Origin of the sequence: Microbacterium ureisolvens (genome assembly GCF_019511645.1) — a bacterium.
GTDB classification, from domain to species: Bacteria; Actinomycetota; Actinomycetes; order Actinomycetales; family Microbacteriaceae; genus Microbacterium; species Microbacterium ureisolvens_A.
In genome coordinates, this window is the sequence record NZ_JAEUAX010000008.1 from 1 (window position 1) to 23,724 (window position 23,724).

Annotated in this window: 21 protein-coding genes; 12 read left to right on the forward strand and 9 right to left on the reverse strand. The window is 71.8% G+C overall.

Translation table 11 applies throughout. From position 1 onward, the window contains the following. A partial coding sequence (locus JNB61_RS14260; RefSeq protein ID WP_220340055.1) for an HNH endonuclease signature motif containing protein occupies positions 1 to 691 on the forward strand: 691 nt, incomplete at its 5' end. A 241-nt stretch (positions 692 to 932) separates the two neighbouring features. On the opposite strand, the gene JNB61_RS14265 is transcribed toward JNB61_RS14260, so the two are convergent. Genes JNB61_RS14265 through JNB61_RS14285 form a run of 5 tightly spaced genes read right to left on the reverse strand, consistent with a single transcriptional unit; the run spans position 933 to position 6,722 of the window. After that, on the reverse strand, positions 933 to 2,633 hold the full coding sequence (locus tag JNB61_RS14265; RefSeq protein WP_220340056.1) for a S8 family serine peptidase: 1,701 nt from the start codon (positions 2,631 to 2,633) through the stop codon (positions 933 to 935). A 4-nt stretch (positions 2,634 to 2,637) separates the two neighbouring features. Beyond that, the gene (locus tag JNB61_RS14270) at positions 2,638 to 3,213 is read right to left on the reverse strand and encodes an acyltransferase (RefSeq protein ID WP_220340057.1); all 576 of its coding nucleotides are present in this window, start codon (positions 3,211 to 3,213) and stop codon (positions 2,638 to 2,640) included. After that, a complete protein-coding gene (locus tag JNB61_RS14275) occupies positions 3,210 to 4,571 on the reverse strand; it encodes a wax ester/triacylglycerol synthase family O-acyltransferase (protein WP_220340058.1) in 1,362 nt (453 codons plus the stop codon). The genes JNB61_RS14270 and JNB61_RS14275 overlap by 4 nt, the downstream gene beginning before the upstream one ends. Beyond that, positions 4,568 to 5,494, reverse strand: a complete 927-nt coding sequence (locus JNB61_RS14280; RefSeq protein ID WP_220292307.1) for a glycosyltransferase family 2 protein — start codon at positions 5,492 to 5,494, stop codon at positions 4,568 to 4,570. Before JNB61_RS14280 ends, JNB61_RS14275 begins: the two co-directional genes overlap by 4 nt. After that, positions 5,481 to 6,722, reverse strand: coding sequence for a glycosyltransferase family 4 protein (locus JNB61_RS14285; RefSeq protein WP_220340059.1), 1,242 nt, complete (start codon positions 6,720 to 6,722; stop codon positions 5,481 to 5,483). Before JNB61_RS14285 ends, JNB61_RS14280 begins: the two co-directional genes overlap by 14 nt. 234 nt (positions 6,723 to 6,956) lie before the next feature. Between JNB61_RS14285 and JNB61_RS14290 the strand changes: the two genes are divergently transcribed. From JNB61_RS14290 to JNB61_RS14315, 6 genes are read left to right on the forward strand one after another with little or no spacing between them, the layout of a single operon-like run. Next, positions 6,957 to 7,853, forward strand: a complete 897-nt coding sequence (locus JNB61_RS14290) for a hypothetical protein (protein WP_220340060.1) — start codon at positions 6,957 to 6,959, stop codon at positions 7,851 to 7,853. A gap of 30 nt (positions 7,854 to 7,883) precedes the next feature. Then, entirely contained in the window at positions 7,884 to 9,506 is a 1,623-nt protein-coding gene (locus tag JNB61_RS14295; RefSeq protein WP_220340061.1) for an O-antigen ligase family protein, read from the forward strand. Then, complete coding sequence (locus JNB61_RS14300; RefSeq protein WP_220340062.1) at positions 9,503 to 10,360, forward strand: glycosyltransferase; 858 nt, start codon at positions 9,503 to 9,505, stop codon at positions 10,358 to 10,360. Before JNB61_RS14295 ends, JNB61_RS14300 begins: the two co-directional genes overlap by 4 nt. Then, entirely contained in the window at positions 10,357 to 11,223 is an 867-nt protein-coding gene (locus JNB61_RS14305; protein WP_220340063.1) for an SGNH/GDSL hydrolase family protein, read from the forward strand. Before JNB61_RS14300 ends, JNB61_RS14305 begins: the two co-directional genes overlap by 4 nt. Next, positions 11,220 to 12,164, forward strand: a complete 945-nt coding sequence (locus JNB61_RS14310; RefSeq protein WP_220340064.1) for a glycosyltransferase — start codon at positions 11,220 to 11,222, stop codon at positions 12,162 to 12,164. Before JNB61_RS14305 ends, JNB61_RS14310 begins: the two co-directional genes overlap by 4 nt. Positions 12,165 to 12,205: 41 nt before the next feature. Next, positions 12,206 to 13,189 (forward strand): glycosyltransferase family 2 protein, encoded by a 984-nt coding sequence (locus JNB61_RS14315; protein ID WP_220340065.1) that lies wholly within the window; start codon positions 12,206 to 12,208, stop codon positions 13,187 to 13,189. 55 nt (positions 13,190 to 13,244) lie between these two features. Here JNB61_RS14315 and JNB61_RS14320 read toward each other — a convergent pair whose 3' ends face one another. The 4 genes from JNB61_RS14320 to JNB61_RS14335 all read right to left on the reverse strand — a co-directional run bounded on the left by JNB61_RS14320 (position 13,245) and on the right by JNB61_RS14335 (position 17,930). Next, positions 13,245 to 14,435 carry a glycosyltransferase gene (locus tag JNB61_RS14320; RefSeq protein ID WP_220340066.1) on the reverse strand — a complete coding sequence of 397 codons (1,191 nt, stop codon included), beginning with the start codon at positions 14,433 to 14,435 and terminating at the stop codon, positions 13,245 to 13,247. A 26-nt stretch (positions 14,436 to 14,461) separates the two neighbouring features. After that, positions 14,462 to 15,985: a sugar transferase gene (locus tag JNB61_RS14325; RefSeq protein ID WP_220340067.1), complete on the reverse strand. Its 1,524-nt coding sequence runs from the start codon at positions 15,983 to 15,985 to the stop codon at positions 14,462 to 14,464. A 179-nt stretch (positions 15,986 to 16,164) separates the two neighbouring features. After that, on the reverse strand, positions 16,165 to 17,361 hold the full coding sequence (locus tag JNB61_RS14330) for a glycosyltransferase (RefSeq protein ID WP_220292321.1): 1,197 nt from the start codon (positions 17,359 to 17,361) through the stop codon (positions 16,165 to 16,167). Beyond that, positions 17,358 to 17,930, reverse strand: coding sequence for an acyltransferase (locus JNB61_RS14335; RefSeq protein ID WP_308291272.1), 573 nt, complete (start codon positions 17,928 to 17,930; stop codon positions 17,358 to 17,360). The genes JNB61_RS14330 and JNB61_RS14335 overlap by 4 nt, the downstream gene beginning before the upstream one ends. A 210-nt stretch (positions 17,931 to 18,140) precedes the next feature. Between JNB61_RS14335 and JNB61_RS14340 the strand changes: the two genes are divergently transcribed. From JNB61_RS14340 to JNB61_RS14360, 5 genes are read left to right on the forward strand one after another with little or no spacing between them, the layout of a single operon-like run. Further along, positions 18,141 to 19,922, forward strand: a complete 1,782-nt coding sequence (locus tag JNB61_RS14340) for a fatty acyl-AMP ligase (RefSeq protein WP_220340068.1) — start codon at positions 18,141 to 18,143, stop codon at positions 19,920 to 19,922. Beyond that, positions 19,919 to 21,661, forward strand: coding sequence for an acyl-CoA dehydrogenase family protein (locus JNB61_RS14345; RefSeq protein ID WP_220340069.1), 1,743 nt, complete (start codon positions 19,919 to 19,921; stop codon positions 21,659 to 21,661). Before JNB61_RS14340 ends, JNB61_RS14345 begins: the two co-directional genes overlap by 4 nt. Beyond that, positions 21,658 to 22,758, forward strand: coding sequence for an acyl-CoA dehydrogenase family protein (locus JNB61_RS14350; RefSeq protein WP_220340070.1), 1,101 nt, complete (start codon positions 21,658 to 21,660; stop codon positions 22,756 to 22,758). Before JNB61_RS14345 ends, JNB61_RS14350 begins: the two co-directional genes overlap by 4 nt. 15 nt (positions 22,759 to 22,773) lie before the next feature. Beyond that, the gene (locus tag JNB61_RS14355; RefSeq protein WP_159846759.1) at positions 22,774 to 23,028 is read left to right on the forward strand and encodes an acyl carrier protein; all 255 of its coding nucleotides are present in this window, start codon (positions 22,774 to 22,776) and stop codon (positions 23,026 to 23,028) included. Next, complete coding sequence (locus tag JNB61_RS14360; RefSeq protein WP_220340071.1) at positions 23,021 to 23,701, forward strand: 4'-phosphopantetheinyl transferase family protein; 681 nt, start codon at positions 23,021 to 23,023, stop codon at positions 23,699 to 23,701. The genes JNB61_RS14355 and JNB61_RS14360 overlap by 8 nt, the downstream gene beginning before the upstream one ends. Positions 23,702 to 23,724 lie beyond the last annotated feature (23 nt).

Below are 23,724 nucleotides of genomic sequence, written 5' to 3' on the forward strand. Positions count from 1 at the left end.
GGTCGGGGTCGGGGCCAACGGTTCCGAGGGCGAGGCTGGGAGCGAGGGTTCCGGGGGCGAGGCGGAGGTCTGGTTCGACGAGCGGACGATCGATCAGATCCGGGCCGACCTCGTCGCCGACATGCTGCTCACGGGATCGCCGCTCATCGATCCGGCTCTCGACAGAGCACCCGGCGGACTCGGTGCGATCCGGGCCCGCGTGCAGATCACCATCCCGGTCACAACGATGACCGGAGTCACGTCGGGCGGCGCCGAGCTCGATGGCATCGCCCCGATCGATCCCGCGACCGCGAAACGGCTGGCGGGTGGCGCGCCCGGATGGGATCGCGTCATGACTGACCCGGTCACCGGCATCGTGCTGGCCGTGGATCGCTACGAAGTCAGCCCGGCGCAGAAGAGATTCCTCAGCGCCCGCGACCGACATTGCCGAACACCTGGATGCCGCAGACCAGCACGCCTGTGCGACCACGACCACACGCGAGATCACGCGCTCGGCGGGGAGACCGCACTGTGCAATCTCGCCTGCCTATGCAAACGGCACCACATGCTGAGACACGCGACCGAGTGGAAGGTCCGCCAGTTGCCCGGTGGAGTGCTCGAGTTCACGAGCCCCTCCGGCCGGTCGTACATCGACACCCCGACTCCACGCGTCGTCTTCCTCCCCAGCGATGAGCCCGCGGCCCCGTTCTGAACGCTCGCCCATGTCACCGGGAGCGGGTGGATGCCAGCACCGGAAACCAACTCGCCCATGTCACCATGCGCGGGCGGACGCCGTCCACCGGGGACGAACTCGCCCGTGTCACCATGCGCGGGGGGATGCCGCCCACTGGGCGACCTCGCGCGACTCCGGGCGCGCTGCTCCTGGCGATAAGGACCTGTGGAGGCATCCTCATCGCCAGGAGTCTTGGGCGCAAGTACCAGACCCGAAGGCGTCAGTTACGGAGCGTCAGCGAGATCGTCGGGCTGTAGCCGGTGTTGCCGGCAGCGTCGACCGCCCGCGCGCGCACGGGGTACGTGGCGTTGGGGTAGCTGCTCGACGGCAGCGTGCCGGCCCACGTGCCGTCGGACTGCTTCGTCAGCGTGCCGAGCTTCGTCGTGCCCGACCACAGCGTCACCCCGGTGACGGCCACGTTGTCGGTGGCAGTGACCCGCACCGTGACGCTGCCCGAGACCGTCGATCCCGATGCCGGCGCGGTGATCGTCGCCGTCGGCGCCTGCGTATCGGGCGTCGGAGTCGGAGTCGGCGTCGGCGTCGGAGTCGGAGTCGGCGTAGGCGTCGGAGTCGGCGTCGGCGTCGGCGTCGGAGTCGGAGTCGGAGTCGGCGTCGGCGAGGAAGTCGGCGTCGGCGTCGGGGTCGGGGTGGTGCCGGTCGGGACCGTCGACGCGAGCCAACCCGAGTACCGGCCCGAGATCGGGCTGAGCGGGTCGCCCGCGAAGCGCTTGCCGCGCGTCGTGGCCGCCGCCTGCCCCTGACCCTCGAGGATCTGGAACACCTCGCGCGGAGTCCGACCCTCGCACGTGCCCTCAGCGAAGCAGGCGAGCACGACCCCCGACATCACCGCAGCCGCCATGCTCGTACCCGACGCGATGTAGCCGTACCGGTTGCCCTTCTTGGTCGTGTACGGACACGTACCCGGAGCCGCGATGGTGTGCGCACGGTCGGCCGCGCTCACCGCCCAGTTGCTCTTCGGGTTGATCGTGTCGTCGGCCGGGGCCGAGGTCTCGGCGCAGGGCTTCGTGCCCCGCGAACCCGGCTTGCCGTCGTAGTCGGCGACGTTCGTGACCGCGATCACTTCATCGAAGTTGCCCGGCGAGTACTGGGCCAGGTCTCGCGTGGAGTTGCCCGCGGCCGCGACCACGACCACGCCGTCCTCGACGAGCGCACAGATCGCCTGGTGGATGACATCGCCATTGGTGTACCCGCAGTTGCCGTCGTCCGCCTGGCCGAACTGCATGCTCATGTTCATCACGGCGATGTCGTAGCGCTCATGGTTCTCCATGACCCACTCGAGGCCGCACATCAGCGTCGCCGACGTGCCCTGCAGCTTGTCGTCCAGCACACGCACCGACGTGATCGGCGCGCCCGGAGCGATGCCGACGAGCCCCACGGTGTTGTTGATGGCCGCGGCCGCACCGGCGACGCCCGTGCCGTGACCGTTCGCGTCGGTGCCGTCGCCGCTGCCGAAGCAGTTGATCTGCCGGGCGACATTGAGATCGGTGTGCACACTCACGCCCGAGTCGATGATCGCGAGTCCCGGACCGTCCCACGTGCCCGCCGAGGTGGCGCTCGTCGGCGGCAGATCGGCCTCCACCGTTCCCACGGCCGGCGGCACCGTCTGCGCGGCACCCTTCACGACCTTGTTCGACGAGATCCCCCGCACCGTCGACGACACTCGCAGCAGGGCGACCTCATCGGCCGTCAGATACCCGGTGAAGCCCTTCACGACACTGTCGTAGACGGCGTCGGGCTCTGCCGCGATGCCCTGCAGCGCAGCATCCAACCCCTCCGACGACCGGAAGCTGACGGTGTACACGCCCGCCTCGTCGCCGACGGCGAAAGAGGCGGTGGCGACTCCGCCACCCAGCAGCGACGCCACGACCGCGGTGGCCACCGCGAGCGCGGTGACCCGCATCCCCCTATTCGACTCTCTCCTTCTGAGCTTCCCCACGGCTCTGTCCCTCTTCCTGGCCCGCAGGCCTCTCGCCGATGACGCGCGCCGGAACCCCTCCGACGATCGAGAACGCCGGAACGTCCTTCGTCACCACTGCCCCGGCCGCGACGACGGCGCCCTCGCCGATCGTCACGCCCGCCAGAACCACCACATTCGCGCCCAGCCAGGAGCCCGCGCCGATCACCACATCACGCTCGATCTTGGGCTGGTCCATGATCGCGACCGGGCCCATCTCGACGCCGTAGTTCGACGCCGTCACCATCACATGCGGCGCGAACAGGCACTTCTCGCCGATCTCGATACGACCGGTCTCGTTGCCCGCCCAGATGAGACTGAACTCGCCGATGTGAGTGCCCGCCCCGATCGAGATGCGCTCGCCGTTGCGGAACGACACATTCGGCGCCATCGACACCCCCGGACCCATGCGGATCAGCGGCACCTGCCGCACGAACGAGTATCCGTGGAAGTGCGCGAGCCGCAGCCCGTGCAGCAGGGTGCGGGGGTCGAGCACCGACCCCAGTGCACCGCGCAGGCGGCTCATCGCGCCGCTCCCGCAGCATCCGTCGCCGTCGCCACCGCCGTCGCCGTCGCCACCGGAACCGGCGCGAGCAGCTCGCGGTAGACCGCCATCAGCGCGGGAAGGTCGACCGACTCCCGCGCGGTGACGCTGATCACGAGCTCGCGACGGTACGAACACGCCAGGCACGCGACCTCGTCGCGCGGATCGCCCGCCGGCCAGCCCGTGACCGTCTCGACGGGAGCCGTGCCGAAGAACCGCTCGTCGCGACCCCACGTGACCGAGGTGGCGTAGCCCACCCAATCCTCGGCGCCCTCGACCACCGAGCCGCCCGACTCGACCGCCGCCTGCACCTGGGCCCGCACGCTCGGCACGATCTCTTCGAGGGGAGCGGATGCTGCGACAGACACCTTCACGACGCTGATGTCGTTGCGCACCCCGCCGTCACCGGCCCCGCGTCGCGAGATCGGCACCAGGATCGACAGCGTCTCGGCGTCGGGGCGCTGACGCGCCATCGCGATCAGGGTCGCGGCCGTGACGAGGTCGTTCACGGTGCCGCCGAGCTTGTACGCGCGGCGCGTGGCGGCGGCGAGATCCGCCACCTCGTATGCAGAACTGCGACCCTCGCGCACGTCGGCGAGGAGGCCCGTCCGCGCGATGCGGGCGTTCTTGACCGGACGCAGCAGCCGCCCGCCCCACCGGCGGAGGCGCATGCGGAACGACTTGCGCCAGTACGCCCGCCATGCCTGGCGCAGGCCCGGATTGCGCTCGCGCCACTGCGCGAATGCGAGGGCGAGCACCTCGAGGCTGTTCCGAGGAGGCACGCCCAACTCGGCGAACTGCGCATCGCCCGGCTCAGGCGGCTCGGGCGTCGGCGTCGTGCCGGCGATCACGTCGCCGATCCGCAGGCCGTACATCGCGTCACCCACCACGTGGTGGTACCGCATGACGATCGCCACGCGCCCGGAGTCGAGCTCGACGAACTCGAAGTCCCAGAGCGGTCGCGACGGGTCCATCGTCGGGCTCAGCCGCCCGGTGAACCGCTCGACGCGGGTCGGGTCATCGGGCTCGACGCCGTCGTGGAAGCGCACGTGATAGTCGAGGTCGAGGCTCGTAACGGGCACCCAGGCGGGCGTCGTGAGGCGCAGCGGCGTCGGCACCAGTCGCTGCCGCATCGCCGGGGCGAACCAGCTCAGCCGCTCGACGCGCCGCCGGATCGCGGCGCGGTCGAGTGCGCCGTCGGCTCCGCGGAGCGCCGCACCGTCGACGATCATGGTGCCCGCGGCGTGCATCGCGGCGAACGTCACCGCGTTCGACACGTATTTCTCGTCGAGCGAGCTGATCAGCTGCGCCCGGCGGGCGAGTTCGGGGTGCGCGCTCATTGCTCTCCTCCGTGCGTCGCGACGCCGAGCGTGATCGGCGCCGGAGGGTCGTCGTCGACGAACACTCGCCCGTCGAGCGCGAAGCGCACGGCGGTGAAGAACCCGCCGAGGAATCCGCGGAAGAGCGCGAGGTCGGCATCCCTCCGCCGAGGCTCGCGCCGGTTGCGCACCGCGCGAGAGATGGTGCGCTTCGCGACCACGGCGAACAGGCGCACCCCGACACGGGCACGCAGCCGCACCCACTTCGCGGCGAGCGCGCCGAGCCCGAGCCCATAGCCGTGGTGCAGCTGCGTGTAGGCGTCATCTGCGCGCGTGTGCACGTGATGCACGACGCACGTCGGGTCGTAGACGATGTGCGCACCGTCGTCGAGCACGCGGCAGAACATGTCGAGATCTTCGGCGCCCGCGAGCTTCCGTCCCGCACCCAGCACCGGGTCGAAGCCGCCGAGCGCGACGAGCTGCTCGCGCCGGAAGGCCATGATCGCGCCGTGACCGGCGTCGATGCCCTCGATGGTGCGCGTGAATCGCCGAGCAGGCGGCGACGCCTGCGTTCCGACGAGCGTGTGGTCCAGCATACGTCCGGTGACCGCCCCGACCGCCGGATCGTCGAAACCCTCGAGGATCGGCGCCATCCAGCCCTCGACCGCGGCGCAGTCGTCGTCGGTGAACACCACGATCGGCCGCCGACTCGTCTCGAGGGCGAGGTTGCGGGCGATCGAGAGGCCCTTGATGTCACTGCGCACGTAGTCGACGCCCGCGGCCTCAGCGACCTGCCACGTGGCGGGCGTCGTCGATGCCGAGTCGACGACGAGGATCTGCACCCCCGGCGGGGTCACCGCGGTGAACGAGGCGAGCGCCGCGGCCAGCATCTCCGGCCTCTCGCGCGTGCAGATCGCGAGGGTCACGTCCTCAGGCCGCGGCATCCGTCGATCTCCTCACCAGCCGCGCGGCCTCGCCGTAAGCCGCAAGAGTCGCCTGCGTCGCGGCCGCCCAGCTCAACTGGTCGGCCCGGGCCATCGCGGCGGTCGACATGCCGGCGAGCACCTCAGGGCGCTCCACGAGCAGGTCGAGCTGCGCCGCCAGCACGTCGACATCGCCCACCTCGTGCGTCATGCCGGTCACGCCCTCGTCGATCACCGCACCCGCGGCGACCGACACGAGCGGGACGCACCCGGCCACCTGCGCCTCGTACGTCACGAGGGCGCTGCCCTCCTCGACGGTCGGCAGCAGCATCACATCGGCCGAGGCCAGCACGCGCATCGGCTCGGACGTGACGCCCCGCACTTCGACGCTCGGATGCGCGAGCAAAGGCGCGAGGTGCGCGGCGTAGTCCTCGTCGAGCAGGCCGTAGACCAGGAACCGACCCTCCGCCGAAGCCTTCGACGCCGTCCACGCCTCGAGCGCGGTGTGCAGTCCCTTGCGGGGTGACCCCCGGCCGAGGAACACGGCCGTGAAAGGCCCGTCGCTGTCGCGCGCGGGCGGCATGGTCACGGTGCAGCCGTAGCGGTGCCGGAGCAGCCGGTCGTCGTCGAACCCGCGCGCCAGGAACGTCTCGGCGACCGCCTCGCTCGGCACGAGCAGCCCGGCCGCGGCCGCGTACTCGCTCTCTTCGGTGGCGAGCCGGCGAGGGTCGGCGGTGTGGCTCTCGCCGCGACGGGGCTCGAGCCCGAGCGCCGCATACTCGCGCGCCACGACGTCGTACGCGTGCGCGGTGTGGGTGTTGGGCACCTCGCGCACGCCCGGGATGCCGAGCCGGCGCGCCGCCTGCAGCGTCCGGACCGACGCGAGCGGCCAGGCGTGCACGACATCCTCGTCGGACCCGGCGCTCAGCAGCCGGTCGACGAGACCCGCAGCGACGGCATCGTGATAGCGCAGGGCGCGGTCGCGCCCGAGGAGCCGATGCGGGACGCGCCGGCCGCGGAAGGCGAGGGTCGTCCGCACGGACGCCGCCCCCTCGACCGGCTTGGCCACCGAGGCCGCGACGATGTGCACATCGACGCCGGCGCGGACCAGCTCGTTCGCCTGGTTCCATGCCGTCCAGCCGATGCCGGGGGCACCGAGTGCGTGCGGGAAGCTGTACAGGACTGCCAGAACGCCACCTCCCCCAGGACGAGCCCGCCTCCATAGGAGCCGCTCCAGGCTCTCGCTCAACACTCTGTGGGAGCCCTCCGGACGGACACAACCCGGGCCGTCGAATGTCGCCCAGTCTTTACAACCGTGCAACAAAGGCACAGGGCGCCGTTAACAATCCGGCGGGACCATTGCAGAGCAAGTCTTGTCGCGACACCTCGTTGTCTGGGATCCGGTGCGCGACGCGGACGGCCCGATGAAGTGCTGGGGGTTCTGGGCGGTCTGCGTCCGGAAGCACACGGAGAGAGGTGTCTGATGGAGACTCCGAAGTACCTGCAAGTCCTCTGGAACTACAAGTGGTTGCTGATCTTCGGCGCCCTCGTCGCCGCGGTGGCCGCGTTCTTCGCCGGCTTCGCGATCGTCAACGGTCAGGTCGTGTCGAGAGCTCAGCAGACCTGGTCGGCCGCGACCACGATGCTGGTCACGAGTCCGGCCGACCGGCTGTACCAGGCCGAGGTGCCGGGCGTGCCGATCCAGCAGGGCACCTCAGAGCCGCAGGTCATCGACCTGGCCTCGACCGCTCTCGTGTACGCGTACATCCTGTCGGGCGACATGATCCAGGACGCCGTCGAGGCCGAGATCGGCCCGCTCGACGACGAGACCGAGTCGATCACCGCGCTGCGCCGCACGACGCAGCCCACGGGCGACGAGCGCTTCCCAGGCCGCCTCAGCCTGCCGGTGCTCGAGGCGGTCGGCACCGCCGAGACCGCGGAACGCGCCGAAGAGATCTCACGCGCCGCGGCCGCCGCCTTCACGACCTACGTTGTCGCCCAGCAGGACGAGCAGCAGCTCGCACCCGAGCTGCGCGTGCAGCTCGAGCCGATCGGCGCCAGCCCCGCGGTCGAGGGCGACTCGTCCAACCCCGCGATCCCGGTCGTCGTCACGTTCGTGGGCGTCTTCCTCGGGTTCGTCGTGCTGGTGTTCATCATCGCGGGCCTCCGCTCGCGGTCCGCGAAGCGCAAGGCCGCCCGCGCCGAGAAGAAGGCTGCGGCCGCGGCTGAAGAGCCGGCGGACGAGACGGATGCTGCGCCCGTGACGCCTGCGGAGAGCGCCGACGACGTGGCACCCGAGGTCGAAGCCGGCGAGCTGGTCGGCGCAGGGCCGCCGTCGCGGCGATCCGGCCGAGCCGCCCGCGAGGACGAGACCGCGTAGGCGACGACGGCCCCTCCTCGGAGCACCGACATGTCGACCCGCACCGCGAACGCACCCGCGGACGAGACCGACGCGCCACCCGCCGAGATCGCGCCCGGCGACGGAGCACGGCCCCACTGGGCCACCGTCGCCGGGATCGCGATCCTCTTCGCCGCCATCGTGATCGCCGGGGTGATCTTCCTCCCGCCGATCGCCATGGGCGCGGCACTCCTCGGGATCGCGCTCATCGTGCTGCTGCGCCGCATCCTGTTCACGTGGCCGGCGCTGCTGTTCCTCCTCGCGGCGACCGTCATGTTCATTCCGGCCCGGCGCTACGCGCTGCCGATCCCGCTGCCGTTCGCGCTCGAGGCGTACCGCCTCATGATCTTCGTCGCGATCTTCGCGCTCGGGCTCGCGTTCCTGTTCGACCGGTCCCGACGGTGGCGGCCCGTCGCGTTCGGCTGGCCCATCGGCATCTTCCTGGCGACCCTGCTGATCTCGTTCATCGTGAACGGCATGCGCCTCGCGAACCTGGGACTGGCGAACACGTCGATGTCGGGCTTCTTCCAGCTCGGCGTCCTGCTGTCGGTGTTCTACTCGGTGCGCCAGATGCTCACGAGCGAGCGCATGGTGCAGGGCTTTCTCATCGTGCTGTCGTGGATGGCCGTGATCGTCGCGTTCTTCGCCGTCTTCGAGCGGGTGGCGCGCACCAACGTGTTCCTCATGCTCGCGAACTTCCTGCCGCTGGTCGTGCTCCGTGACGACGGCGGCGACGCCACGCGAGCGGGTGTGAATCGCGCGTACGGATCGGCGCAGCATCCGATCGCCCTCGCCGTCATGCTCTGCATGTTCCTGCCGATCCTCATCTACCTGGCCAAGTACGCGATCTGGCCGCGCAACATCTGGAACCGGCGCATCGCCTACGGCATCGGCACCTTCATCGTGTTCGGCGGCATCATCGCCGCGATCTCGCGCACGGCCGTGGTCGTGATGGGTGTCATGTTCCTGATCGCACTGGTGCTGCGGCCCAAGGTCGCCCTGCTGCTCCTCGCCTTCGCGGTGCCGGGACTGCTGCTGGCGATGTTCGTCGTGCCCGCGCAGGTCGAGTCCATGCTGCTGTCGTTCCTCGACGTCGACACGCTCATCGCGTCGCAGTACACGTCGGCGGGCATGACGGGCGCCGGGCGCCTCGCCGACCTGGAGCCGGCGTTCGTCGAAGTGCGCCAGTTCCCGTTCTTCGGGCAGGGGTACGGCAGCCGCATCGTCGTGGGCGATGACGCCAACTCGTTCATCCTCGACAACCAGGTGCTCGGCATCCTCATGGAGGCCGGCGCGCTCGGCGTCATCGGCTACGCCGTGTTCATGCTCGCGCCGGTCGTCATGCTCATCGTCTACGCCCTGCGGTGGGCGGTGGAGCCCCGGCACGCGCTCCTCGCGTTCGCCCTCGCGGTGTCGATCGCCGGGTACAGCGCGGCGCTGTTCTTCTTCGACGCGTTCGGCTTCTTCCAGTCGTTCCTCGTGCACATGATGCTGCTCGCCGTCGCCGCGTGGGTGTACACGGAGGGCTCGCGCAAGGCGTCCGCGCCGAAGCCCGCGTGGACCCCGGAGAGGGTGTCGAGCCCGACGCCCGCCTCGAGCCCGGAGCCGGCGTCGAGCGCGGAGGCGGTGCGGTGAGTGCGCGGTTGAGCGTCGTGATCCCGGCCCACAATGAGGCCGCGGTCATCGATCGCGTGCTCGCGGCGCTGTGCGTGTCTCCGCGGCGGGACGAGTTCGAGATCGTCGTCGCCGCCAACGGCTGCACCGACGACACCGTCCCGCGGGCGCGTTCGTACGCCGGTGTCGTCGTGGTCGAGACGCCTCGCGCGTCGAAGATCGCGGCTCTGCAGGCGGGCGATGACGCAGCATCCGTCTTTCCGCGCGTCTATCTCGACGCCGACGTGCAGATCGACCCCGATGCGCTCATCGCGCTGGCCGATGCGCTCGAGGCGCCCGGCGTCGAGGTGGCCTCGCCGCGGCTGCACGTGGACACCTCCGCGGCGTCGTGGCTGGTGCGCCAGCACTACCGGATCTGGGAGCTCAGCGACTACCGCCGCCGCGGGCACATCGGCTCGGGCGTCTACGCGATGACCAGCGACGGCCGCGACCGGTTCGGGGACTGGCCCGACGTGATCGCCGACGACCGGTTCGTGCAGCAGCTGTTCGCACCCGGCGAGCGCGCGACGCTCGCCGGCCACACCTTCACGGTGCGCTCGGCAGCCGACATGCGCGCGCACCTGCGCCGCTCAGTGCGCATCGCGCGCGGCAACCGCGAGCTGCCCGACCGCGTGCAGCACGAGGATGCCGAACGACCGACGGCGGGCAGCCGCGGGGGCCTGGTTCGACGGGTCGCCGCACGCCCGCGCCTGTGGGTGCCATTCGCCGTCTACTGCGTCAGCTGGACGCTTCCCAACGTGCTCGCCCGCCGCGACATCGCCCGCGCGCGCACCTCGACCTGGAACCGCGACGACACGAGCCGGGTGATGGCATGACAAGAAGACGCACAGCGACGATCACGACGATCGGGCTGCTCCTCGGACTGCTCACCGCGTGTGCGGCGGCACCCGTGCCGGAGCCGGTCGACCTCGCGGAGCTCGAGACGAGCCCCGGGATCGGCGACGTCGCGACGATCGGCGCCCTCGGCGATTCGATGACCCTCGGGGTGAACGCGTGCGCCGAGCCCGGCCGCTGCATGGCGGCGAGCTGGGCGACCGGGGACGACCCCGCCGTCGGCTCGATCGCGATGCGGGTCGGTGCGGCGTCGGGCACGGTTCCCGAGACGGTCAACTCCGCGAAGGACGGCGGCACCGTCGCCGACGCGGTCGCCCGCGTCGACGAGGTGATCGCCGCCCAGCCTGAGCTCGTGCTCGTGCTGCTCGGCGGCAACGACGTGTGCGACGCCGACGTCGAGGGCATGACGAGCGTCGACGACTTCCGCGCCTCGTATACCGCCCTGCTCGCCGCGCTGAGCGAGGGCCTGCCCGAGGCGCGTGTGCTCGCCCTGTCGATCCCCGACCTGTACCACCTGTGGGAGGTCGGCCGCGATGACGCGGGCACCCGGCAGGTCTGGGACAGCAGTCCGTCGTGCAGCAACCTGCTGGGCGACGCGGCCGCGACCGACGCGGCCTCCACCGAGCGTCGCGAGGCCGTCGCGGCCCGCACCGTCGAGCTCAACGCGGTCATCGCCGAGGTCTGCGCAGCCGACGCCGCCTGCACCTCGGACGGCGGCGCCGTCTTCGACTACGAGTTCTCACCGGACGAGATCTCGGCGATCGACCACTTCCACCCGTCTGTGGCGGGTCAGCAGGTGATCGCCGAGATCGCCTGGAACACCCTCGTGGAGGCCGCATCATGACCACGCTCCTCGTCGCGATCTCGGGCGGCCACCTCACGCAACTCACGATGCTCGCCCCGCGCGTCGCCGACGGCGACGACGTGGTGTGGCTCACCGACGACACCGCCCAGAGCCGGTCGCTGCTCGCGGGGCAGACGGTGTACCACGTGCCCACCCGGCCGCCCCGCGACTACGCCGGCGTCATGCGCGACACGGGCATCGCCCTCAAGGCGATGAAGGCCCACAAGGTCGACCGCGTGATCAGCACCGGCGCCCAGATCGCCCTGTCGGCGCTCGTGCCCGCGTCGGCGCGGCGCCTGCCGTTCACGTACATCGAGAGCGCGACGCGCGTCACCGGCATCTCGGCCACGGGCAAGGTGATGGAGCGGGTGCCGTGGGTCGACCGGTACGTGCAGTACCCGCACGCCGTGAACGCCCGCTGGCGGTACGCGCTGTCGGTGTTCGACGGCTTCCGCGTCGAGCCCGTCGACGACCCCGCGCCGATCCGCCGGGCCGTGGTCACCGTGGGCGGCAACGGCGACTTCGGGTACCGCCGGCTCGTCGACGGCGCCCGCGCCGCACTCGACGACCTCGACGGGGACGTCGAGACGCTGTGGCAGGTCGGCGCGACGGACGTGTCGGACCTCCCCCTCGACGCGGTCGCGTCGCTGCCCTCGAGCGAGCTCAGCGCGGCGCTGCGGCAGGCCGACGTCGTGATCGGACACGCCGGCACGGGCACCGCGCTGGCCGCCCTCGCCGCCGGGAAGGTGCCGGTGCTCGCACCTCGCTCTGTGGAGCACGGCGAGCACGTCGACGCCCACCAGCAGGATCTGGCGCGGTTCCTCGGCGACCGGGGGCTCGCGGTGGTGTGCGAAGCGGACGCGATCCGTCCGTCGATCCTCGACACCGCACGGCACTGGCGCGCGGTGCAGTCAGAACACTTGGCGCCCGTTCCGCTCTGAGCCGCGGCATCCCATCGCGACAGCAACCTGGAGGTCCGCACGTGCCGAGCACTGACGTCACCGTCGTCATCGTCAACTACGAGACCCGCGATGACACCATCGCGTGCGTCGCGTCGGTGCTCGAGCACGCCGGGAGCCTGAACGAGCAGGTGGTCGTGGTCGACAACGGCTCCCGCGACGGCAGCGCCGCGGCGCTGCGCGCCGCGCACCCGGGCATCGACGTGGTGGAAGCCGGCGAGAACCTCGGGTTCGCCCGCGCCGTGAATCGCGGTGCGGCGGTGGCACGCGGCGAGTTCGTGCTGTTGCTCAACCCCGACGCCGTCATGCTCGAGGACTCGCTCCCCCGCATGATCGCCTTCGCCCGCGAGAACCCGCAGTACCGCATCGTGGGCGGGCGCACGCTGCGCGAAGACCTCACGCTCGAGCCGTCGTCGTGCTGGGGCGCCCCGACGCTGTGGTCGCTCACCATGTACGCCACGATGCTGTCGACCGTGTTCAAGCGCTCGCGCGTGTTCGACCCGGAGTCGCTGGGCCCGTGGCCGCGCGACACGATCCGCGAGGTCCCCATCATCACCGGGTGTCTGCTGCTCATCCGCCGCGAGGACTTCGCGAAGCTCGGCGGCATGGACGAGGACTTCTTCCTCTACGGGGAGGACGCCGAGTTCAGCATGCGGGCCGCCGCGCGCGGCATGGCGCGGGTCGTGTATCCCCCCGCCGCGATCATCCACACCGTGGGCGGGTCGTCGGCGGGATCATCGAAGGGCTCGATGGTGCTGGCCGGAAAGGTCACCTACCTCGAGAAGACCTGGCCGCCACGGCGGGCCGCCGTCGGCGTGCTGCTGCTGAAGACCGGCGTCGCCGTGCGCGCCGCACTCGAGGCGGCGACCCGGCGCCCGAATCGGCCGTGGTCGACGGTCTGGCGCCGCCGCGCGGATTGGGGCTCGGGCTACCCCCACGCGGAGGCGGCGCTGTTCGGCCGTCCGCTGCCGCAGCCCGCCGCCGAGAGTCCCACTCCCGCTCGTTAGGGGACGGCGCTCCCGCGCCGGCACGGCGCGCGCGCCCGGGCGGTGCCGGCATGGGCTACCGCGGGGCGGGAACCCCCGCCGCGTCGCCACGGGTGAACGTGCCGTCGTCAGCTGCGGCGGAGGGCGCAGCATCCGTCTCCCCCAGCACCCACGTGCGCACCGACCCGATGAAGCGGGAGATGTCGAACTCGGCGGCGCGCGCCCGCGCGGCGGCGGGATCGATGCGATCGAGGCCCGCCACGGCCGCGGCGAGCTCGACGGGGTCGTCGGGGTCGACCGTGAAGCCGGTCACGCCGTCGACCACGGACTCGGCGGCTCCGCCCACGCGGTTCACGATGACGGGGCATCCGGCGGCCATCGCCTCGACGGGGATGATGCCGAAGTCCTCCACCGGCGGGAACACGAACGCGAGGGCGCGCTGGAACAGCGCCCGCATGAGGGCGTCCGACACGAAGCCGAGCATGTGCACGGGCACCGACGCCGACTCGGCGAGCGCCTGCAGGTTGTCGCGCTCGGGTCCGGTGCCCGCCACCACCACCGGCACCCCCAGGCGGTCGCCCATGCGGATCACCGCGTCATGGCGCTTGTACGGAACAAGGCGCGACGCCGCCATGAGATAACCGCGCTCGGGCAGGGCTTCGAGCACCGCCGTCTCCTCAGCGGTGAGCGCCTCGGCCCAGTCGCCGCCGTCGATGATCTCGCGCGCCTTCACCGGCGGGTGGATCACCCGCGCGTCGCGGCCCCACGAACGCTGGATGCGCCGGCGCACGAACTCGCTGTTCGCAGCCAGATCGCCGGCGTACCGAGCCGCGTCGCGGTCGACGCGCTTGAGCACGCTGCGGGCGGCGGCCAGCGCCGGGGAGCTCCCGCGCCCGTCGAGCTCGGGCTCCCACAGGTAACGCGCCGGAGAGTGCACGTACGAGAACTTCGGCACCCCGGAGCGGCGCGTGCCGAAGTCGCAGTGGTGCGCGAAGACGTAGCTGCTGGTGAGCACCCAGTCCGGCCGTGCGCCGACCTTCGCCGCGCGCCACGTCGCCGGCATGAGGGGCAGCCCCATCGCCTTGTGGTGGCGCAGCGGCGTGCGCGCCATCCACGATTCGTGCACCGTGCTGCGGGGGAACCGCTCGCCGTCGTCGCTCCACAGGGCGAACATGCGCGAGTCGGGCAGAGCCGTGCGGAACGCGTCGAGCACCTGTTCGGCGCCGCCAGAGCGTTCGATCCATTCCTGAACGATGAGACCAGACATGAGTCATACGACCTCTCGGGTGAGTGTCAGTACGCGCCGTCGCTATGGAGGACGGCCTTGACGGTCTTGGCCAGCACGACGATGTCTCCCGTGATCGACCAGTTCTCGACGTAGTACAGATCCAGCCGCACGCTGTCTTCCCACGAGAGGTTGGAGCGGCCGTTGACCTGCCAGAGCCCGGTGATGCCGGGGCGCGTGAGCAGCCGGCGGCTGACCGGCCCCTCGTACTGCTCGACCTCGCTCGGCAGCGGCGGACGCGGGCCGACGAGGCTCATGTCGCCGCGCAGCACGTTCCACAGCTGGGGCAGCTCGTCGAGTGAGTAGGCCCGGAGGAACCGGCCGACGCGGGTGACCCGCGGGTCGTCCTTCATCTTGAACAGCACGCCGTTGCCCTCGTCGAGCGCTTTGAGCTGCGCCAGCCGGGCTTCGGCGTCGACGACCATGGAGCGGAACTTGAGCATCGTGAACCGCGTGCCGTGCGCGCCGACCCGCTCCTGCCGGAAGACCACGGGACCCGGGCTGTCGAGGCGGACGGCCACCGCGATCACGGCGAACACGGGCGCCAGCAGCACCAGGGCGACCGTGACGATCGACACGTCGAAGAGGCGCTTCACCACGTGGCTGTAGCCCGAGTACCGCGGCAGGTCGACGTGCACCATCGGGAGGCCGTTGATGGGCCGCATGTGGATGCGCGGGCCCGCCACATCGGTGAGCCGCGACATCAGGATGAGCTCGACCTGCGAGTTCTCGAGATCCCATCCGAGCCGGCGGATCGCATCGTTCCCGCCGGGGAGGCTCCCGGCCACGATGACGGCGCGCGCCCGGCGGTGCTTCGAGACCCGCGCGACGTCGTCGAGCGGGATGAACGGCAGCACCGCCGCCGTGGACTCGTCCGCCCGCGGGGTGGCGCCGGGCTCACCGGGCATGCTCACCGCGATGGCGCGATACCCGATGCGGTAGTGGCTGCGCAGCTGCGACAGCACGCGCAGCACATCTTCCCGCCCGCCGACGACGATCGCGCCCGTCATGCAGCGTCCCGCGCGGCGCAGCGCGTGCAGGTACGTGCGCCACGCTCCGCGCGCGACGATCAGCAGCACCAAGCCGAGCGGCAGCGCGATCGCGAGATAGCCACGGGCGGTCTGCAGCTGGAGCAGGTAGGCGACGATCGCGAAGGCGCCGAACGTGAAGAGCGTCGACTGCAGCACGCGCTGGTACTCGACCATGCCGGTGCCGATGTTGCGCAGCAGCCTGCTGCGGGTCGCGGCGAGCGCGACCAGCCACACCACGATGAGGGCCAGGCTGGTGAGCGCGTAGGCCACATCGGCCGTCCACCCGCCCGCCGTGCGCACGGGATCGCCGAACCTCAGGAGCTGGGCGGTGAACACGGCGACCGCGATGGCCGCAGCATCCGTCGCGACCATGCCCCACACCAGGCGGCGCCGCCAGCCCAGCCGGCGCGGCTGCGGTGCGATCTCAGCGACCGGCGAGAAGAGTTCGACCGGAGACGCCGGCCGAGCGGTGGATCGGAGATCCAGGAAAGCTGATGACACGGGCGCACCCCCAAGAACGCAACCGACATGCAGATCGAGGCCATCGGCCCCAGTGCCCGTCGATGCGATCCCCGCTCGCGAAGGCCACGCTAGCCGCGCCCCCACGCGGAAGCCAGGGTCGTCACCAGCTGTTTACACAGGCTTCGGGCGCGCGTGACACGCCCGAAACACCGCCCGCGTCAGAGGCCGCGGGCGAGCGCGATGATGCGCTCGTGGCGGGCCGTCCAGGAGTTCGCCTCGACGAAGGCCACGCGCGCTGCCTCGTCGGCAGGCCCCGCCTGCAGCGCCTCATCCACCACGTCGACGAAGTCCGACACCGCGGCCGTGAGCCACACGCGGTCGCTGATGCCGCGCACCGGCGGCAGGTCGATCGACAGCACAGGAAGCCCAGCCGCGAGGTACTCGTAGAGCTTCAGCGGGCTCATCGCCTCGGTGAGCGGCGTGCGCCGGTGCGCGACCAGCGCGAGGTCGCAGTTGCGCAGGGTCGCGATGAGCTCGGCGCGTCCGACGCTGCCGTGCACGTGCACGTTGGCGAGCTCCCGGAGCGGGGCGATGTAGGACGCGTCGGGCAGAGGACCCAGCAGCACCGTGTGCACGTCGGGCCGGGCGCGCGCGAACTCCGCGATCCCCTCGACGTCGAGCCGGCTGTCGAGCGTGCCGACATACACCGCGCGCGATCGGGGCACGCGGGCGAGCCAGGCCGGTTCGCCCGGCGGCGGCTGCAGCCATTCGGCGGGCTCCACACCGTTCGGGACGACCTCATGCGGGCCCGTGGGTTCGATGCGCTCGAGGATCTGCGCCGAGACCGCAGCGACGCCGCGACCGGAGGCCGAGATGCGGCGGTACGCCTCGCGGAACGCCGGCCAGTACTCGCTGCGCCCGGGCGAGCTCAGCCAGTCGTCGCGCGCGAAGAACGTCACCTGACGCGTCCAGTCGAAGGGCGAGAAGCCGGCCACGAGCGGGTTGCAGGTGAGCGCCACCGGGTCGCCGAGCCCTCGCCGCTGCGCTTCGCGCCGCAGCGACGCGTCGTACTCGGCGTACTCCGCCGCGACCTCCGCCGGGTCGAGACGGTCGGAGCGCCGGCGGCGTGCCGGCGAGTGGAGCCAGATCCGATCGGATGCCGGAAACCTCGCGTCGCGGTCGAGCATCGGCGACATCGCCACGCGAGGCAGCCAGCGGAACGGGTTGGCGACCACCATGCGGCCGACGTTCGGGCTGCGCATGAGGCTGGAGACGATGCGATCGGGCGGGCGCATCATGCCGCGGCGGACGGCATCCGCATAGGTCTCGAACGAGAAGGTGAACACGAAGTCGTCGGTGCCTTCGGCTGTGCTGCCCACCGCGCCGCGGCCGATGCGCGAGTCCGCCTCCGTCACCCCGACACCAGCTCTCTCACCACGCGCGCCGGGGCGCCGACCGCGACCGTACGCGGCGGGATGTCGCGCGTCACCACCGCGTTCGCGCCGATGACGGCCTGCTCCCCGATCGTCACGCCGGGCATCACGACGACGTTCTGGCCGAGCCACGCCCCTCGCCCGATGCGCACGGGACGCGGCTCGGTGAGCGGCTGGTCGCGGATCGGCATGTCAGAGCGGTCGAATCCGTGGCTGTGGTCGGAGATGTACACCCCGGCGGCGATGCCGACCGCCTCTTCGATGATCACGCTGCGCACCGCCGAGATCGACGCACCGCGCATGCGCACCCGGTCGTGCAGCTCGATCACGGGACCGGGCTCGTCGCGCGAGGGGACCATGAGCCAGGAGCCGGCGCCGATGAGGACGCCCGCGCCGACCGAGATCTTGTCGGGGTTCGCGATGCGCGTGGGCAGCAGGATGCGCGAGCCGTCGCCGAACGACCGGAAGCCGCCGGCCACGAGTCGGCTGTATGCCGAATCCCGCAGACGTTGGGCCCCCAGCAGAACCCCATACCCATTGATCCGCCCCACGCGGCTCAGAGTAGCCTCCGCGATCCGCGACGCGAGGAGGGTGCCTGAGAGTTAACGCGCGTGTAACAGCGGCGTCGCTTGCGTCGGCCACTCTGGACCACGAGGGTGCCGCAGTGTCGCCGCTGGATCCGTCGGCCGGCACGGCCATGGGGAATTTTCGGGGACGGACTCGCGGGACGCACACGGCGTCAGGACCGAGGGGAGTCCGCGATGACCGACAGCGAAGTGCACGTGCCGGGGGCCGAGGTGCCCACGAGGGAGGGCGGCGCCCCGGAGCGCGGCAGCGAGTTCGTGCGCCGACTGCGCCTGACGGCGGCGACCGCCGAGGGACGCGGCATCCGTTTCTATCGTTCGCCCACCGACTTCTCGGAGGCGACGTACGCGGAGCTCGACGCCGACGCGCGGGCCCGGGCCGTCGAACTCGCCGGGGCCGGACTCGTGCCCGGCGACGTCGCGATCCTCGCCTTCGAGCCCGGCCTGCCGTTCGTGCGGGCGCTGCTCGCCTGCCTGTACGCGGGCGTCGCGGCCGCTCCGGTGCCCATCACTGCGATGCGGAACGCGGATGCTGTGCGCCAGCGTCTCTTCGCGATCCTCCAGGACGCCGGTGCCAAGGCCGTGCTCACCGAGACCGGTGCGCTCGACGGGCTCGGGCTCGCGGGCGAGACGTCGATCGCGGACGCCGTCGTGATCCCGGTCGACGGACCCGCCTCGGGGTCGGCCGACGAGTGGCGCATGCCCGACATCGACGAATCGGCGCTCGCGATCCTGCAGTACACGTCGGGCTCGACCGGGCTGCCCAAGGGCGTCATGGTGTCGCACGGCAACCTCTACGCGAACCAGCAGGCGATCGGCGGGATCGTCGGCCTGACACCGGACTCGGTGGCCGTCGGCTGGCTGCCGCACTACCACGACATGGGCTTGATCGGGCAGATCCTGCAGCCGATCTTCGCCGGCGCGAGCCTCCACATGACCTCGCCGTCGCAGTTCCTCCGGCGCCCGGTGCTGTGGCTGCGGCTCATCACCGAGCACCGCGCGACGCACACCGTCGGGCCCGACTTCGCCTTCGCGCTGTGCAGCCGCCTGGTGACGGACGACCAGCTCGCCGAACTCGACCTGTCGTCGCTGAAGACCGTCATCACCGGCGCGGAGCCCGTGCGCATCGACACGCTGGAGGCGTTCACGGCGCGGTTCGCGCCGGCCGGGTTCCGAGGCGAGGCCTTCGTGCCCGCATTCGGCATGGCCGAGACGACACTCCTCATCACTGCGCACCGCGACAGCGTGCCGCCACGGGCGATCGTCGTGAGCGCCGACGCGCTGGAGCGCGACGAGATCGCGCCGGCGACCGACGGCGAGCGCAGCGCCCAACTCGTGCCGTGCGGCGCGCCGGGCGCGGGCATGGAGATCGCCATCGTCGACCCGGCTACGGCGACCGAGCTCCGCGACGGGCGCATCGGCGAGATCTGGGTGCGCGGCACGAGCGTGACGCAGGGATACTGGCGCCGGCCCGAGCAGACCGCGACGGACTTCGGCGCGACCCTCGCCGGCGTCCCCGATGAGGTGTACCTCCGCACCGGCGACCTCGGGGCGATGATCGACGGCGAGCTCGTCATCACCGGGCGCCTCAAGGACCTGATCATCGTGCGCGGACGCAACATCTATCCGCAGGACCTCGAGCACAGCGCGGCGGAACTCCTGGGAACCGGATGCCTCAGCGCGGCGTTCGAGCGCCCGGGCGCGGCGCCGGAGGTCGGCATCGTCGCAGAGGTGGAGCCCTCGACGACCCCGGAGGAGCTCGATGCGCTCACCAGGGCGCTGCGTGCGCGCGTGGGCGAGGAGTTCACGCTCCCCGCGCTGGGCGTGGCGCTCATCCGCAAGGGCACGCTGCCACGCACCACCAGCGGGAAGGTGCAGCGCGCCCTCACTCGGCGGCTCCTCCACGAGCAGCGCCTGCAGCTGGTGCACCTCGACGGGTTCGAGGCGGTCCGGTCATGACCTCGGTCGCCACCGGCACGTACGCCGGCGCGCTCGCACCCGTCCGCGCGTTCGACGCGTTCCTCGGCGACCCTGCCGACGACGACGCCGTGGTCTCGACGCGGCGATCGGTGCTCCTCGACGAGGCGTCGGCCTTCCCCGACGACGAGATCGCCGCCGTCACCGCGTTCGGCCTGCAGCGGTGGTACATCCCCGCGGCCCATGGCGGCATGCTCGACGACGCGCTCGTGCCGCTGCTCATGATCCGCCACCTCGCGCGGCGCGACTTCACCGTCGCCGCGGCGCACGGCAAGACCTTCCTCGGGGCGATCTGCGCGTGGGTCGCCGACGGCCCGATCGCGACCCGTATGGCGGGTCTCGTCGACACCGGCCGCCCCGTCTCGTGGGGGCTGACCGAGCGCGGTGGCGGCTCCGATCTGTCGCGGTCCGCGACCACCGCGAAGATCGGCCCCGGCTCGGTGAGGGTCGACGGCGGGAAGTGGCCGATCAACAACGCCGTCCGCTGCCGCGCGATGACGGTGCTCGCCCGCTCCGACGAACGGGGCGGGCCGCGCTCGCTGTCGCTCGTGCTGGTCGACAAGGAGGAGGCCGACCCGGCCACAATCGGGTACGAGCCGAAGGTGTCCTCCCATGGCCTGCGCGGCGCCAACCTCGCCGGCATCCGGTTCGAGGGGTCCGTCGTGGGCGCGGACGCCGTCGTCGGCCCCGAAGGCCACGGCCTCGAGATCGTGCTGAAAAGCCTGCAGCTCACGCGGCCCTTCACGACCGGCCTGTCGATGGGCGCCGTCGACCGGGCGCTGCAGACCGCCCTGGATGCCGCCGCCGTGCCGGACGGCCCAGGCGGCCGCCTTCTCGACTCGCCGACGGCCCGGAGGTCGCTGGGCATCGCCGTGGCCGATGCGCTTCTCGTGGAGTGCCTGATGCTGGTCGGCGTACGGTCGGCCCACGCCTTCCCCGGCGAGATGGCGCTCGTCAGCGCGCTGGTGAAGTTCCTCGGTCCCGACACCGCCGACCTGCTGTTCCGCGACCTGACGCGACTGCTCGGCGCGCGAGCCCTCGTCGTGGGCACGGACCACGCAGGGGCGCTGCATCCGTCCGCCTTCGGCGCCTTCCAGAAGGCCGCACGCGACAGCCGCGTCGTCGGCATCTTCGACGGCAACTCCGTCGTCAACCTCAACATGATCGTCAACGAGCTGCCGAACCAGCTCCGCCCGGCGGAGCCGCCGGGCATGGCAGAGGTGCTGGCACCGCTGCGCGCAGACGCGCGGCACGATGCGATCGACACGACGGCGCTGCGCCTCGTCACCCGGCACGGCTCGCGTCTGCTGCGGTCGGTGCCCGCGCTGGTCGACGCCGTCGACGACGGGCGCACGTCTCGCGCCGCGGTCGACGCCGCGCGGCGCATCGGCGACGAGTACGCCGCGCTCCTCGCCGAGGCGGAAGACCTGCCCCGGCAGTCGCAGCCCGACCCCCTCGCCTTCCACCTCGCCGAGCGGTTCGCGCTCGTCTTCGGCGGCGCGTGCGCTCTCGCCGTCCATCTGGCGCGATCGCGGGCGATCCCGGGGCCGCTGGGCGAGAGCGACGCGTGGCTCGCGGCGGTGCTGCAGCGGGTGGCGAACCGCCTCGGCGCAGATCCGGTTCAGGCCCCGGTCGCCGACGCGGTGCTCGACGCCGCTGTGAGAGTGCACGAGGCGGGCGAGACCGTGACGCTGCTGGGTTCCTGGACGGAGCGCTCGTGAGCATCGCGGAGAGCGTGGAGCGCGCGCGTCCCGCATTCGGGCGCGACGTCTCGGCCGGACTCGACGCCCTCGAACCGCTCATCGGGCGGATCGGGGTCGCGGCGGTCGCGCCCGAGGGCGGCGAGGTGGTGACGAGCGCGCTGCGGACGTACCGCTTCGATGCGCCGGCCGCGCCGGGGCTCGAGGCCGGGCCGGGGCTCAAGACCTCGGGGCGGCCCGACGCCGCCGTCGTGCGGGCCGCGGTGCCCGCCGCAGCTCTGGGTGCGCTCGACGCCGCGCTGCGCGAATCCGTGCGGTACGCCCGCGCCCGCGAGCTGTACGGCGGGACGGTGCTCGACATCCCGCACGCCCGGAGCCTGCTGGCCGCGGCCCTCGCGGATGCGCTGACCGCCGACGCCCTGAGCAGCGCGGCCGTGTGCCTTGCGGACGCGCATGCCCCCGCAGCATCCGTCGCCGTTCCCCTGGCCGCTCACCTCTCGTGCCTGCTGCTCGCCGACGCGGCCCAGCAGGTGTCGGTGCTCGCCGGCTCCACGTTCTACGCGCGCATCGCGCCGTTCGAGCTCATCGAGCAGCACGTGCGCGACCTCTCGGCACTCGTCGCCCTCGTGCCCGAGCTCGCCGACCCGCTCCCGGCCGCACTCGACGGGCTCGCGGCCTGGTGCGCGGATACGGATGCTGCCGCCCCGGCGTCGCTCTTGCGACCCGAGGTCATGGCGGCGATCGCCGCAGACGCCCCCGGCGCGGTCGAGGTGCACGTGGCTCTCGCCGCCGCCGCGGCCGAGACCGCGTTGGATGCGGGAGAGCCGGAAGCGGGCGACCGGCACGCGGTGCTCGCGCTCGCCCATCGCGTGTCGCTGCTCACCGCGGCCGCCGCCGTGGTCGCCGGGTGGATGCACGCGCGCGGCTCGGAGGCGATCGCGGGCGACCCGCTCGTGATGGAGGCGTCGCTCAGGCGCATCCGTGGGCGGGTGGTGCGGCGGCAGCCGCCGCTTCCCGCCGACCTCGTGGCGCGGCTCGTCGCGCACGCCGAAGCCCGCGCCGCGAGCGGCGAGGAGATGGCGATCGGTCCCGCCCGCGCGACCGCCTCGCCGATGTGAATCGAAAGGACGACAATGCCCGCACAGCTGACCACCACCGAGATCGAGCAATGGCTCGTCGGACGCGTCGTCGCCTACGGCAAGATCCAGGCCGACGCGTTCACCGTCGACACTCCGCTCGCCGAGCTCGGGCTGGACTCCGTCTACGCCCTGACGCTCTGCGGCGACATCGAGGACGAGTTCCAGCTCGAGGTCGACCCGACGATCGTGTGGGACCACCCCACGATCCGCGAGCTCGCCGAGGGCATCCGGCAGCGTGCCGATGAGTGAGCGCCGAGACGGCGCCCGGCGCACGCTCGTGTCCGCGCGGGGCGTGCACGTCGTGACGGGCCGGGTCCCCGCCGTCGCATCCGACATCGACGCCGACGATCTTCTCGGAACGGATGCCGCCACCCTCGGCTCGCTCGACGAGACACGCGTCGCGTCGTACCTGACGGCGCGCCGCTGGGTGCGCGACATCGTCACGGTGCGCCTGAGGCGTCCCTGGAGCGGGTTCGAGGCGACGCCCCGCGGGGTGAAGCCGCGTCTGGCCGACTCGACACTGGATGTGAGCATCGCCCACGCCGGCGACCGGCTCGTCGTCGGGGTGGTCGAGCACGGGCGGATCGGCGTCGACGTCGAGCTCGTCGCCTCCGTCTTCGATCAGCCCTCGCTCGTGCGTCGCCTGTGCACCCCGTCCGAACGCCGCCGTGCCGGGGGGCTGGCCCCTGCCGAACGGCGGGCGTGGCTCACCCAGCTGTGGACGGTGAAGGAGTCCTACGCCAAGGCGCTGGGTGCGGGGCTGTCGCTGGACTTCCGGCAGCTCGACGGCGCCGGTCTGCGTCACAGAGACGCCGTTCGCGGTGTGCTGACTCCCGCGTCGGGTGCGAGTCATGCAAAGATCGCTGTGAGCTGGGTCGATGCTGCCCCTTCCTGTTCTCCATCGCCCGTTCGGGCGATCTAGTCCCATCCCGGAAGGGCACACTC